Below are 14805 nucleotides of genomic sequence, written 5' to 3' on the forward strand. Positions count from 1 at the left end.
ATGAAACGAATTTTATTATTTACAATGTGTTTTACATTCACATTTGCAACTCTCAATGCTCAAGAAGAGATTGATTATAACCAAGTTGTGTTTACTGGACAAGCGGGAGATTTTGGTGGGGATCCAAGTGCTTGGGAAGATCCTGAAAACTGGCGAAGAGGAGGAGATCCATCATTGCCAGGAATTCCTGAAGAAGGTGATGATATATTAATTGAGGGGTTTTACGTTTATTTTAATGGTCTTGGAGGAGTTCCTCCGCAAGACTATGGAAGTTTAGAGTTGAGATTTGGAGCTCAATTAACTACTCAAGGAGACTTCTATCTTTATGGAGATTTTACTGTAGATTCATCAAGTACTTTTGAAGTTATTGTTCAAGATTATGATTTATTTAATAAAGTAACTTGCGAAGGGAATTTTTATTTTACAGGTAATGTGCAGCTGTCTTTCTCAGGTTATGCACCTCAAATTGGAGATGCTTTTCAAGTAATTGAAGGCTACCAAGGCGCTTGTCCTTCTCCTGCATCTTTCCTGAATTCTAGTTTTGACTTTGATACTATATTAACCGCTCAATGCGAAGCTGACGGTTTATACTATGAAGTATTGGATATCAATTACTCTTCATCCATTGCATGGGATGGTGAGGGTAATGATGGTATGTGGGATAATCCAGCTAACTGGGATCCTAATGGTATTCCATCTGCAGATTCAAGAGTTGTTATTAACATGCCTGGAGGAGATTTTGTTTCTACCAACGGTGCAGGCGTAACTGCTGTTGCAAATATTATTTTAGGAGTCGATAGTACTTTAGAAATAAATGGTGATTTACTAATTGATAAATATATTTATGTAAAGAAAGGCGCAACATTATCATGGAGAAATGGAAAAATATATAGTAACGATACTAACGATCAATCTGGAATATCAAGTTATGGGTATATAAATCTTGATGGACCCGGAACTAAAACATTGGATACAGATATGTATTTATGGACATTTTTTGAAGACATCAATCATAATCAAGGTGATTTAAACATAAATAATGGCATAGTTAGAGTATTTAATTTTAATAGTTATAATATTAACGGCGATAATATTACTATTGGATATAATAGTGGTGACCTTCACGAGATGACAATTAGCGTTATTAGTGGGCTTAAAAAAACAATAGGAAGTGGTACATCTTCTATTAACCTGACAACATTTATAAATTATGGAGATGTCATTAGTGAATCAGGAACCTTAGCATTTAATGAAGATTTAACTACGGGAGCATTTTTAGATTGGATTGGGACTTACAGGGGTAGTGGAAGTATTCAGTTTCCTAGTAATTTTGTTTTAGATGGTGTAATTGCTCCGGGTAGTTCTCCTGGTATTTTAACTGTTGTGGGAGATTTTGTAGCATCTGCTTCTGCTACTTTTGATATCGAGATTGATGGTCCAAATTTAGGAACTCAATACGACCACGTTTTGGTTACAGAAAATGCCACCCTAGAAGGTGAGATTAATGTTACTTTGGGTTACCTGCCAGCAAACGACGCTAGTTTTGAAATTATAACATCTACTGAAATTTTTACTTGTGATCTTCCTTCACAAGTCACTGCAATTTATAATGGTACACCTTATACATTTGATGTTGTTTGCGCCGGTAATTCGGTGTTTTTAAACGGACCAGGTTTTGCGCTTTCTAACACTGATAAAATTTTGGATGACATGGCCATTTTTCCAAACCCAGTAAAAAATATTTTAAATGTAAAATCTAGTTTAATAACACAAGGGCATTGGCAAATATTAAATCCATTAGGACAAGTTGTTAAAGCATCTGAATTTAAAGGTGATGAATTAAAGATTATGGTTAATGAAATACCAACAGGTCTTTATTTTTTAAAGTTAAAAGATGATAATTTAAATGCTACAACAACCAAAAGAATAGTTATTTCAAATTAGAATTTAGTTAATTAAAAGGGGAGAGCTGCTAGAAATAGTAGCTCTTTTTTTAATTTCGGCGCGTTTTAACAATAAATACTGTTGCAAGTATAACTACTATAGCACTTAATAAATACCATAGAAAGTTTGATGGTGTTTTTAAATCAATTGATGTAGTGTCTCCTATAAGTACTAAACCAGCCCAATAGTGAGGTGCAATTGTTCTACCTTCTGCATTAGATAGATATTTTAGTTTAGCTTGTTTTAATGCTTCGTTTTTTGGGAGCCCTTTTTTTATATTATCATAAAATAGTTTGATTATTTTAGAACTTGACTGTTCATCAATTTTTCAAAGACTCGTTAAAATGCTCTCACTTCCAGCATAATTAAAAGCGTGTGCTAAAGAGATCATACCTTCTCCTGATTGGTAAGTAGGTTTTCCAGTTTCGCAGGCAGTTAATATAGCTAAATTAGAATTTAAACTCTGGTTGTAAATTTCATAAGTGTATAATGAATTGTCTTCATCTGAGTTATTTTTAGCAAAAATTAAACGCGATAATTCTGGTGTGATGTTGTTAGATTCTGCGTGTGTTCCAATATGTATAATTTTATGCTCATTAGCTTCATTTGTAAATATTTGTTTGGAAGCTTTTTCATTTATAAAGAAAGAACCGTTAAACAACCTAGAGTATTCCTTTGCTAAATCTACACTAAACGGTTGTGGAAGTAGACTTAGGTAGGTCTTATCAATGGAAAGAGAATCTTTTATTGCAACACTGTAATCCTGTTTCATTTTATCGTTAAACTCTGGTGCAAAGGCTATGAAGTCTTTTTGATAATTTATGATTTTCTCCGATTTATCTAATAATAGTAAACTGTAATTGTATGAAATAGTATGTTTTGAGAGTAGACTATTAGTCGCTAAGGTTGTAAATGAATTTATTTTTGAAGGCGTTAAACTTTCAAAACTTAAATTAAATAATACGCCATCAGGTATAATAATGACCTGATCTGTATTGACTGCTTTTTCAAAAGGTTGCCATAATACTTGGTATAGCTCGTGCAATCTATTGCTTGTAGATTTTAAGTCCGATTGATTTTCTAATAGTTGAGAAATAGTTTCTTTAATATGGCCGCTATTTAATTTAAACAGTTGCTTTTTATTTTTGTTTATTAGGGTAGCATAAAGTATATCATCAATAAATACATAACGAATTAGTGTGGTGTTTTTAGGTGTTTTTTTATGAATACTATCCAAAGGAACTTCAATAGTTGCATATCTCATTTTATAATACTTTGGATATATTTGTTTTATAGAATCTATAAAAAAATTCCAATTAGAACTCGCTTGAGAGAATGATTTTAAGCCATCGGTTATATTATTTATAGAAGCATTAAGATTGTTTTTTAAAGTATTCTCTCTTTTTAAAATAGTTTTTGGAATGCCTGAAAAACCAATACTATTTTTTAAATTAAAACGTGAACGAATACGATTATAAATGCTCGATTCATGAATGCTTAATAATTTATTTAAGTACAATTCATTATTTGTTTTGTGATATAAATCTAAAAGTAATTGCTTTGAGAAACTAAATAATTCGCTGTTTTCAGTTATTAGTAAGTTTAAATCTTCGTAGGAATTTACAATAGCTTTACGTTGCTCTAGTATATCAAGACTTGTTTTTGTTTGGTCTAGTAAATTAACTAAAAATGCTTCAGATTTATCGGTATGTAATTCATATTTAGACTTTGCGTTAATTAATAATACTTTAGGTTTTCTGTATTGAATTTGTATAGAATCTTTAAAATTTTCTGTTTTTTTACCTATATTATCTGAAAAACGAATAGCTTCTTTACTATATAGTATAGCCTGTTCATAATCCTTTAATTTGTAGTGTACTTCGCTTAAATTAACAACATGATGGAACTCTTGAATGGTAGATTTAAAGTCACTACTTTTTATGAAATCATAAGATTCTTCTGCTAAAGAAACGGCTTTTGGTGCAATATTATGTGATGCATAAAATTGCGACATATTTATAATAACATCTAACAAATCTCTATCGTAGTTATTATTTCCTAAAGATTTTTTAAATAGGGAGTAAGCTTTATCATAATTAATACTAGCACTTTCAATTTGTCCTAATTCATTACTAATAATTGCTTTTGTAGATAAAGCACTTGCATGCCAATAAAGTTGTGTGTTTTTACTATTATTAATTCTTTCTAGAGCATGATCTATAAGTTTTTTAGCAGCTTTAAAATCTCTAAGACCAATTTTTGCTTGTGCACAAATAATAGGTGATATGGTTAAGTTAATATCTTCTGGAGCTAAATTTTGAATTTTTTTGTTGTAAGCGTAAGTAACTAGTTTATCTGCTCTTTCGAATTCTCCAACAGAGTGATAAAAGACTCCCAGATTATCTATAGCAGCTAGTTGATGTTTTAGCGCTCTTAGTTTTCTAGATTCATCTTTTGAATGATCTAAGTATTTTTGAAAACCCTCGATAACTTCTTTCGAAGATTCAATAGCTAAGTCTATTTTTCCTAAACTTTGATTTAGTACAGCAATATTAAGATTAACTAAAGCTTTTCTATAATATTTATTAATAGGAGTTTGCTCAGTACTGTCTAATATTTTTAAAGCTTTGTTGAAGTAGAATACACTACTGTCTAAATGTGAGGTATGCCACATCATGCCACCTAATGCATTGTAAGTTTGGTGTAAAGATTCATAATCTTCTTCATTTGCACCTTCCATGATTGTTGTGGCTTTTAAATAATTTTTTTTTGCAGAAGCATAATTACCAAGGTTTGCAGACAAATAGCCCAGGTTATGATAGATAGTATTAAAACCAGCTTTTTTAGAGTCTTTAATTGTTTTAGCAACTTCAAGAGCTTTTTCTACAATTTCGTGAGATTTTTTAGTATAACCTGCATCATCATAAATCCAAGATAGTTCTAATAATGCTTCTTTATTTACAAAAGGGTCTTTGTAGAGCTCTAATTCTTTACTAAAAGCTTCTGCTTTTTTTATTGCCAAATCATGATTGTTATTGGCTAGTTTTAAACTGCCTACCAGGAAGATATATTTTATTAAGCTATCTGTGTTTTTTTGATTACGGTAAAAATCTAAATGTGTTTTTAATTCTTTTTTAGCTTTTTTTAAAGAGTCATTTTTTACTAAATTTTGAATATAAGAAATACTAGAAATAGAATCATTCTGCGCTTGAAATTCAAATCCAAAAAACAACACAAAGATTAAAATTGTTTTTTTTATAAATGATGAATTCTTAATCATTCAATTAAAGATTTATTTTGTCAGTTTAGAAATAAGAGCTTTACTAGTCTCAGTATTACTAATATCTAGATTTTTTTTAGCAAGTTCTGTATTACCTTCCTTCAAATAGGCTAAGCCTAAGTATAAATAAGCATCATCTAAAAAGGTGAAATTGTCTTCTGCTTCAATAGAGCGTTCTAAATAAGGGATTGCATCACTTACATTTTTATTGGCTAAATGAGCCACACCTAAAAAATAATTTAGGGTATCATTATTAGGTTTTTTTTCTTGTAGCACTTTCCATTTATCAATAGCCATTTGATAGTCGCCATGCTTGTAATTCACCATAGCATCATAAAAGTCAAAATTATCTGTACGACTCATGGTTGTTGGTAATCCTGGGTCTAGTTTAAAATATTCCGTATAAAGTTTCTCGTTTTTGGGTATACTAAAAAACCAGATACTGCCAAAAGCAATAATAATAGCTGCCGCTACTGCTATTTTATTCCAATTTAAATATCTAACTTTTATGTCAGTAGATTTTGAAACTATTGTTTTAGGAATATCTGTATGAAATTCATTTAACTGTTCTTTTAAGGATTGTGCTTCAATACCTATAAGCATCGTTTTTATATCTTCAACTTTAAGTTTAAAATCATCATCAAGTTCAAGAAGTTGATTGAAATCTTTCAATTCTTGAGAGGTCATAGAACCATTTATATAACGTTCTATAATTTCTAATAATTCTTCTGATATGTCACTATTATCTTTCAATCTTTAATCATTTTGAGGCTAAAACCATAGCGCGTAATTTTTTCATACATCTGTACTTTTTATTGCGGGCTGTAGATTCTTCTATGTTTAATTCTGATGCAATGTCTTTTAAAGATTTTTTATCAAAATAAAAGGTGCTTAATAATTGTTTGCATGGTTGTCCTAAATGTTTAAAAACATCCATTACTTTTTTTAATTTATTGTTGGTTAAATTTTCGTCTTCATTTTGCTCTTCATTTTTAAAGAACATTAAGGATTCATAATTTAATGTTTTGGTTTTTTTGAAGTTGTTAGATCTTAATACATCAAGCCATTTGTTTTTTGCTATTTTATACAAATATCCTTGTAAAGCGGTATTGTTTTTTGGCGTGAATTTATCATTTTTTATATGTCTCCAAACCGTAATAAACGCCTCTTGATAGATATCTTTTGCATGCTCTACAGAACCACTATTTTTAAGAACTAAAACTTCTATTTTTTTATAATTTGTTGTGTAAAAATGTTTTAAAACATCTGATTCGTTAGATTTTATAGCATAAACGAGTTCTGACTGACTTAATAAATGTAATTGCTTCCCCATAAATTAATAGCTAAAGGGAAGATACAATTATTTCATTTTTTTACAAATACTACGCTATCAAATGGTTTATTAATCGTTTATTGGTTTTTTATTATTTTTAGAAAAGGTTAAATTTCATTTTGATGAAAACAATAGAATCTTTTTAACTTACCTCAAATATTTTTGGTTTTAATAGATATTGGTTAATTGAATATTTCGTTTTAGTTAAAAATGCAATACCTGTTATGACTTCATAAAATACACTTAACTGAGCAATGCCAGCAGAATTATTTATATGCGCATTTGAAACGTTTGTGTTTGCATAATAAATACTAGGACTACGCTCAATCAATTTACTTGCAACTGAGCAACACTGTTATTTTTGGGTAAATTACTTTCAAATTTCTATGGATAATTGCATCTTTCTCTTCTAATACTTCAAAAAAAGTAGCTATTAAAAACTTTTGTTTCAAGACAACTACTTATAAAATAGTATCCGATATTTATTCAAATGCGACAAATTCCATGTTTTCTTTTTGTTTTATGCATTAAAAAACAAAATTGTTAGTAAGGAATAATTATGAGATTTAAGTTTCATCATTAAACGGTTTTTACAGGTTATGTGATTATTATACCATCTCATCGAAACATTTTTAAAATGTCATCATCAATTCTACTTTTATAGTATTTTTGCAACATGGGTAAACCTTTAACACAACAAGAATTACATAACCTAGCAATGAATCATGTCGGTAAAGATTTGGAGCAACGAGGGTTCGAATTTATTGCAGTAAATAGTAAGCTTAAAAAGCATCCGCAGTTTGTGTGTATAGATAAAAACAAACAATATTTTTTTGTTATTGTACGCGCTGTTATTTTACCAGAAAATCCAAATAATTATGATGTGGTGTGGATGGAATCCTTTAAAAAACATGCTAGAGAAAAAGATGCAAAGGTTTTATACGCAGGCGTTGGGATTGGTAGTACAGAAGGAGAAAAGCAACCTATTTATTTAAATAAAGATTATTTATTAGAATATAATGGTATTCAAGTTTTAGAGACAAATTTGAATTAAATTTTTAAATTATTTATGCGAAATTTATTAGTTATATATATAATTTGTGTTTTTTTTTCTTGTAAAGAAGAACAAAAAAACACAAAACTTACTGGAACTGCTTTTGGTACCAGTTATTCTATTATTTACGATTCTGATGTTAATTACGAAACTCAGTTTGATAGTTTATTTTATGTGATTAATAAATCCATGTCCACCTATCAAATAAATTCTGATATTTCAAAATTGAATAGAAATGAATCTTTTGAAATTGATGAACATTTTATAAAAGTTTATGATGCATCTAAAGAAGTTTTCGGAAAAACAGAAGGTGCTTTTGATCCATCAATTGGAAATGTAGTTAATGCATGGAAATTTGGTGCAGAAAACACTATTGAGGTTATTGATAGTTTAAAAATTGATAGTCTAATGCAATATGTTGGTTATGATAAAACCTATAGACTTAATAACACTATAATAAAATCTAACCCTAATGTTTATATAGAGTTTAATGCTATAGCTAAAGGTTATGGTGTAGATGTCGTTGGAGAATTTCTTGAATCTCAAAATATAAATAATTATTTAGTTGAAATTGGAGGAGAAATACGAGTAAAGGGTATCAATTTTGAAAAACAAAGCCAATGGAAAGTAGGTTTAGAGGAACCAAACTTTGACGGCGGACAATCAATTTTAAAGGCTATTGTTTTGAATGATGAAGCTATGGCAACTTCAGGCACTTATAGAAAATTTAAAATTGACGAAAACGGAAATAGATATGCGCATATCATTGATACAGAAACAGGATATCCAAGTAAAACCAATTTGTTAAGTATATCAGTAATTGCTGAAGATTGTATGACTGCCGATGCATATGCTACAGCTTTCAAAGCTATGGGTATTGAGAAAGTTAAAAAATTTTTGGAGTTGCACCCAGAACTAAAGGTTTTTTTGATTTTTGAAAATCAAGATAAAGAAATCCAAACCTTAGCATTAAATGGATTTCCAGAATAACTTATTACTTAATAAAGAGTTATTATAGTTTTTTTATAAATAATTAATTAGTAGTAACCCCCAGCCACTAGCCAAAAGTAAACCGCCAATGGGTGTTATTGGTCCTAAGAAACTTAGTTTTTTTCCTTTCGAATCTGATAAAACTAACCCGTAAATACTAAAAGAGAATAATAGTATTCCAAGAGTAAAACACCAGTAAATAGATTGCTTTACTTCATTGGGATTTAAACCTAATACCAATAAAACAATGGCATGATACATTTGATACTTTACAGCTACTTCAAAACTTTTTAATTGCTCGTTATTTAAGGTTTTTTTTAAAGCATGTGCTCCAAAAGCTCCAAAAACAACAGATAGCATTCCAAATAATACTCCAGTTGTTAACAAAATTTGATTTGCCATAAGATATATTCTTTTATTTGTTTTAGTTTATGATAATTTAGACTAAAATCTAATTAATTGAAGCTTATTCCAACCTCACAAGTTTTTCCTTTAATTATATAAGTATTTGTGTCACTTTCAGATTTATAGACTTTTAAATTATCGATGTGTTCTTGATATTTATATGCCTGATCATAAACTGGTTTTCTTAAAAAAAATGAGTTTTCAGAATTAATATCAATAACATTACTATCGTGTTTATGTGCATTGCAATCAAACTCTACATATACTGATGGTACATATTTTCTGTCAATTTTTTTTATTTTATCAACGGTGTCATGAAACCAGTAATTTACTTTTTTTAAAATAAGGAAATGTATAAGTTTATTTTTTGAATCAAGATAAAACGCATATAGTTGCAACAAAAGACTCTTTTTATGTGATATATATACAGTTTCAAAATCATAAATTAAATTCACCCAATTTCGTTTATAATTATAATCGCCGTAGCCTATATCAAATAGTGCGATGTTATTATGTATACACCACTCAATTAGTTTATAGTTTAAGATATTTCCTAAGCTAAACTTTCCATAATCTATATCGTAGGAACAGGTGTAACTAAACATTAAATTGTCGTTATGAAAATTTAATGATATATCTACTGGTAAATCATTATTATAAATCACAAAAAGTGATGCTGTTTTATTATTGATTCCCTTATAAGCTAAGTCAGTATAATAATCCCAATGTTTTAGAATAGTATTTCTTCCACTTCTTTGTTTGAATCTATTTTCTATGAAAGTATAAAGCTTATTCATTAACAAAATACATTCTGGTTTGCTAATACTGCCATAAAACATTTTATATTTAACATTAAAACATGTTTCTAGTCTTCTAACTGATCGCGTAACATCTTTTCTAAAACTAGACCTACATTCCGATTTTAAAAAATCTTCAATTCCTTCGAATTTTTTTGATAAGTCTACTGCAAGTCCTGGTTTATGAATTGATTTTTTTACATATAAATCATCGTTTAAATCTAATTTTAAGTAATTAGGAAATAATTTTAAAACAACAATTTTTGAAGTAGAAGAATTTTTTTCAGTTCCTCTTTCATGTTGTAAAGGCTTATTTTTAAACAAAATATTTTTGCAAATTGCTGGAAAATACTGATTTTCAAAAAAGCTAAAATAAAAAATAGTGTCATTGATAAAATACCGCATAATATTCATGGATTTTTAAAAATTGACTTTAGTATCAATACTATTAATTTTATAAAAGAGAGGTTTGTCTATGAGGCACAATGTATAAAAATAATTATTTTAATGTTGAATGATGTGCTTATTTTAATTAGAAAATACAAATATTTTATGCTGATTAATGGTCGTCGAGCTAAGTAGTGTTAAATTATTTATAAACTACAGGAATTATTTCTCCTTTAGCTAAACAATATTTAGTTATTTCTTCTTCTGAAAATTTTGAAGTGTAATCAACTTCTTGCACTTTAAAACCGATATTTCGAAGTTTATCAAAATAATCAAGCCCATAAACTCGAACATGGTCATATTGACCAAATATTTTTGCACGCTCTTTTTTGTCTGTTATGTTATCATCTTCAAAAGTTAGGTCTCTATTTAAATCTTGAGGTATTTGAAAAATCCCCATACCATCAACTTTTAAGACGCGAAATAATTCTTGCATCGCTTTAGTATCATCTGGAATATGCTCTAAAACATGATTGCATAAAATTATATCAAATTCATTCTCATCAAAAGGCAGGTTACAAATATCAGCTTTCACATCTGCCAAAGGTGAATTTAAATCTGTGGTAACATAATCTAAATTGCTCATTTTTTTAAAACGTTTATAAAATGCTTGCTCAGGTGCAAAGTGTAATACTTTTAATTCTGCTGAAAAGAAATTCGTTTCATTTTTAAGGTACAACCACAGTAATCTGTGACGCTCTAAACTTAATGTTGAAGGCGATAACACATTATTACGTTGGTTACCATATCCATAAGGTAAAAAGGTTTTAAAACGCTTGCCATCAATAGGGTCAGTATATTTATTGCCTTTTAAAAAAAATGCTAAAATAGGTCTAATAACATAGCTTAACCTTATTAATAAAGGACGAGGAATTACATTGAGAATGAGTTTAAAAAGGCGTTTCATTCTTAAAGCACTAAAGCTTTTTGTCTGAATTCATCTTCTTCAGTAGAGGTAATTCCCAATGCCTCATAAATATAAGCAAAGGTTGAAAGTAATTCGGGTTTGCCGTTGACTAATGCTACATCATGCTCGAAATGAGCAGAAGGCTTATTATCTTGAGTAGTAATAGTCCAGCCATCTCTATGTTGTTTTATACGATGTGTACCCATATTTATCATAGGTTCAATGGCAACTACCATACCTTCAATAAATTTTTTGCCTCTACCTCGCTTACCGTAATTTGGCATTTCTGGGTCTTCATGCATTTTAGATCCTAAACCATGTCCAACCAATTCTCTAACTACACCATATCCGTGGTCTTCACAATACTTTTGAATAGCGTAACCCACATCGCCCACACGATTATTTGCTTTAAATTCTCTGATGCCAACATACAATGATTCTTTAGTTACTTGAAGTAATTTCTCGGTTTCAGGGTCAATTTCTCCAACAGCAAATGTATACGCATGATCTCCATAAAAACCGTTTTTAAGTGCGCCACAATCAATAGAAATAATATCACCTTCAACTAGAGGGTTCCCATTTGGAATGCCATGAACAACCTGAGAATTAGGACTCATACAAAGTGTGTTTGGGAAATCATATAATCCTAAAAACCCTGGAATAGCTCCATGGTCTCTAATACACGTTTCAGCTATCTTATCTAATTCAAGTGAGGTAACCCCTGGTTTTATAGCTTTCGCTAATTCACCTAAAGTTTTAGATACGATTAAAGCACTTTCGCGCATTAATTCAATTTCTTCTTTGGTTTTAATAATAATCATAAAAATAATATAGAAGTGTAAATTAAAAAGGTATGTTATTTAAATAGTCCGAAAAAACCTTTTTTCTTTTCAGGAATTGGAGGTGTAGAGTTTGTTAACATTTGATAAACTTCTCCCCAACCAGGGAAACCGCCTATGTTTCTATCATCAATAAACAAATCAGCATTAATTTTTCTGCTAATATCATGGGTGTATTCTTCTTCAGTAAAACTTTTATTTACAGCATAAAAACGAATGCCATGATCTTCACAAAAGGTAACGGCTTCATTTAGTTTATCGCCACATCTATAAGTCCACAAAATAAGACGATGCCCATCCTCCTGCAACTTCTTTAAAGTCTCAAAAGCAAACAAAACAGGCTTGCCAATTTTTGGGTAGGCATCTTCAACTATAGTGCCATCAAAATCAACAGCAATTATAAGTGTATTACTAAAATTCATTCAATTCAGGGCTTTAATAACGGTGTAAAGTTACACTTTTTCTTCTTAATTGCTTAAATTAGTGGGTGTTGAGTCATAGCAGCAGGTTGTTCAACATTCATCAGCTTCAATATAGTTGGTGCCATATCTCCTAAAACACCATCTTTAATTTCAGTAAGTTCATTATCAATTAAAATAACAGGAACAGGATTTGTTGTGTGTGCCGTATTAGGAGAGCCATCAGGGTTTATCATCGTTTCACAGTTTCCATGGTCTGCTATAAGAAGTGTTGTGTAGCCATTATTTAAACCAGTTGTTACAACGTCTTTTACACAAGCATCAACAGCTTCACAGGCTTTTATTGCTGCTTCCATAACGCCGGTATGGCCTACCATATCGCCATTGGCAAAATTTAAGCAAACAAAATCAACATCACCTTTTTCAAGCTCAGGAATAAGTGCATCTCGTAATTCATAGGCACTCATTTCTGGTTGTAAATCGTAAGTAGCAACTTTTGGCGAGTTTTTAAGGATACGAGATTCTCCTTTAAATGGTGCTTCTTGTCCGCCTGAAAAGAAAAATGTAACATGCGGGTATTTTTCAGTTTCAGCAATTCTAATTTGTTTTTTTCCAGCCTTAGCTAAGACTTCGCCTAATGTTTCAGTAATATTGTCTTTGTTAAAAATGACTTTTACACCTTTAAAAGCATCACTATAATTTGTTATAGTAACATAATATAAGTCGATTTTTTTAGTATTGTATTCTGGAAAATCTTTTTGACTTAACATTTCCGTTAATTCACGACCTCTATCTGTTCTGAAATTGAAAAAGATAACAACATCATCTTTTTCAACTTTTGCAACAGGATCATTATTCTTATCTGTAATGATTAAAGGTTTAATAAATTCATCTGTAATATCGTTATCATAATTAGTTTGAATTGCCGATGTTAGATTAGTTGTTTTAGTGCCAGCTCCATTTACAATAGCATCATAGGCTAGTTGTACGCGTTCCCAACGATTATCTCTATCCATGGCATAGTAGCGTCCCGTTACGGTTGCTATTTTTGTGTTTGTTCCTTTAATATGATGCTCTAAATCCTCAATATAGCTTTTTCCTGATTTAGGATCTACATCTCTTCCATCTGTAAAAGCATGAACAAAAGAATTGACACCAGCCTTGTTTGCGGCATCAATAAAACCTTTTAAGTGACTTGTGTGTGAATGAACCCCTCCGTTACTTAATAATCCTAGAAAATGAACATTTTTGTTGTTGTCTGAAGCATATTTTAAAGCATCAACTAATACCTTCTCATCTTTTAATGTGTCTTTTTCAATAGCTAAATTAATTTTTGCTAAATCTTGATACACAATTCTACCAGCACCTAAATTCATGTGGCCTACTTCACTATTTCCCATTTGTCCTTCAGGTAGCCCAACATGTAAACCATCTGTACGAAGCGTAGCATAAGGATATTTTTTATATAAAGAATCTATAAATGGTGTATTGGCGTGATCGATAGCTGAAACTTTTGGGTCTGGAGAGTTTCCCCAACCATCAAGAATCATTAAAATAACTTTTTTATTCATTTTTTGTTAAAATTTAAAACCATACAAAGATACATAAGTTTCTTATAAAAGGGATTAAAAAAGCCTTTGAAATGCCTTGTTTTATAGGATTTTTGCATTATTTATTAAAGAAAACGATTTGGTTAATAATCTGTGAAACAAACGTTAAAAATGTGTTATTAAATTCTTTTTGTGTAACAAATTAAAATTATTGTCGTCTATTTAGTATATCAAGAAACGTAAATCAATAATCAAATTTAAAATCTTTCATCATGAAAAAAACAATCATTATTTCCGCAATCGCATTATGCTTTTCAATGGTATCTGTAAATGCAAGTCCTTTAAGTACATCTGTTAATTATGAAGTAGAAACTTTTTTTAAAGTAAATTCGTTTTGTATATCTATTGCTAAAGGCGATATAGACACGGTTCAAAAGTTAATTAGTAGAGGTGCAGATATTAACGAAAAATCTAACGGGATGACACCTGTTATGTATGCAGCAAAATTTAATAGAACGGATATTCTAGAGCTTCTAATTTCTCATGGAGCAAATTTAAAAGCTAAGTCTGACAAAAAAATGACTGCACTTAAATACGCCAAATTACATGGCGCTAAAGATGCTGAGGCTATTATTGTTAAAGCATTAGCAGATTCGAAATCTAAAAAAGGAAAATAATTATTTTGAGTTAGTGACTCACAAAAAAGAGGCTGTCTAAAAAGGCAGTCTCTTTTTTATTGTTTTAGATTTTAAAAAAAGTATTGGTTTTCGTATCTTAAAGGTATGAAAAGCAACATCGTTTGGAAGACGAATAGTCAGTCTCAATTAAGTCTTCTCCCAC

12 protein-coding genes and 1 pseudogene are annotated in these 14805 nt (G+C 30.0%); 4 read left to right on the forward strand and 9 right to left on the reverse strand.

Translation table 11 applies throughout. The features are described 5' to 3' along the window. On the forward strand, window positions 1-1944 hold the full coding sequence (locus P8K68_RS11730) for a T9SS type A sorting domain-containing protein (RefSeq protein ID WP_300251129.1): 1944 nt from the start codon (window positions 1-3) through the stop codon (window positions 1942-1944). A 49-nt stretch (window positions 1945-1993) separates the two neighbouring features. Here P8K68_RS11730 and P8K68_RS11735 read toward each other — a convergent pair. The 3 genes and pseudogenes from P8K68_RS11735 to P8K68_RS11745 form a co-directional block, all read right to left on the reverse strand. Beyond that, window positions 1994-5224 (reverse strand): annotated as a pseudogene (locus P8K68_RS11735) (CHAT domain-containing protein). A gap of 12 nt (window positions 5225-5236) precedes the next feature. Next, the gene (locus P8K68_RS11740; protein WP_300251131.1) at window positions 5237-5977 is read right to left on the reverse strand and encodes a tetratricopeptide repeat protein; all 741 of its coding nucleotides are present in this window, start codon (window positions 5975-5977) and stop codon (window positions 5237-5239) included. A 7-nt stretch (window positions 5978-5984) separates the two neighbouring features. Beyond that, the gene (locus P8K68_RS11745) at window positions 5985-6557 is read right to left on the reverse strand and encodes a sigma-70 family RNA polymerase sigma factor (protein WP_300251133.1); all 573 of its coding nucleotides are present in this window, start codon (window positions 6555-6557) and stop codon (window positions 5985-5987) included. A gap of 676 nt (window positions 6558-7233) precedes the next feature. Here P8K68_RS11745 and P8K68_RS11750 point away from each other — a divergent pair. Further along, window positions 7234-7611, forward strand: a complete 378-nt coding sequence (locus P8K68_RS11750) for a Na(+)-translocating NADH-quinone reductase subunit F (RefSeq protein ID WP_300251135.1) — start codon at window positions 7234-7236, stop codon at window positions 7609-7611. A 15-nt stretch (window positions 7612-7626) separates the two neighbouring features. Then, window positions 7627-8601, forward strand: a complete 975-nt coding sequence (locus tag P8K68_RS11755) for an FAD:protein FMN transferase (protein WP_300251138.1) — start codon at window positions 7627-7629, stop codon at window positions 8599-8601. Between the two features lie 33 nt (window positions 8602-8634). Here P8K68_RS11755 and P8K68_RS11760 read toward each other — a convergent pair whose 3' ends face one another. From P8K68_RS11760 to gpmI, 6 genes are all read right to left on the reverse strand, one after another. Continuing rightward, window positions 8635-9003 carry a DUF423 domain-containing protein gene (locus tag P8K68_RS11760; protein ID WP_300251141.1) on the reverse strand — a complete coding sequence of 123 codons (369 nt, stop codon included), beginning with the start codon at window positions 9001-9003 and terminating at the stop codon, window positions 8635-8637. 53 nt (window positions 9004-9056) lie between these two features. Continuing rightward, window positions 9057-10208, reverse strand: coding sequence for a GNAT family N-acetyltransferase (locus P8K68_RS11765; RefSeq protein WP_300251143.1), 1152 nt, complete (start codon window positions 10206-10208; stop codon window positions 9057-9059). Window positions 10209-10392: 184 nt separating this feature from the next. Continuing rightward, entirely contained in the window at window positions 10393-11157 is a 765-nt protein-coding gene (locus P8K68_RS11770) for a class I SAM-dependent methyltransferase (protein WP_300251146.1), read from the reverse strand. Between the two features lie 2 nt (window positions 11158-11159). Beyond that, entirely contained in the window at window positions 11160-11978 is an 819-nt protein-coding gene (gene map / locus P8K68_RS11775; protein WP_300251149.1) for a type I methionyl aminopeptidase, read from the reverse strand. Window positions 11979-12013: 35 nt separating this feature from the next. Continuing rightward, window positions 12014-12418 carry a BT0820 family HAD-type phosphatase gene (locus tag P8K68_RS11780; RefSeq protein WP_300251152.1) on the reverse strand — a complete coding sequence of 135 codons (405 nt, stop codon included), beginning with the start codon at window positions 12416-12418 and terminating at the stop codon, window positions 12014-12016. A 53-nt stretch (window positions 12419-12471) separates the two neighbouring features. Continuing rightward, a complete protein-coding gene (gene gpmI, locus P8K68_RS11785) occupies window positions 12472-13986 on the reverse strand; it encodes a 2,3-bisphosphoglycerate-independent phosphoglycerate mutase (RefSeq protein WP_300251155.1) in 1515 nt (504 codons plus the stop codon). Between the two features lie 251 nt (window positions 13987-14237). Between gpmI and P8K68_RS11790 the strand changes: the two genes are divergently transcribed. Continuing rightward, the gene (locus P8K68_RS11790) at window positions 14238-14642 is read left to right on the forward strand and encodes an ankyrin repeat domain-containing protein (protein WP_300251157.1); all 405 of its coding nucleotides are present in this window, start codon (window positions 14238-14240) and stop codon (window positions 14640-14642) included. The last annotated feature ends 163 nt before the right edge of the window (window positions 14643-14805 follow it).

This window comes from Algibacter sp. (genome assembly GCF_029245835.1).
In the GTDB taxonomy this organism is placed as follows: domain Bacteria; phylum Bacteroidota; class Bacteroidia; order Flavobacteriales; family Flavobacteriaceae; genus Algibacter_B.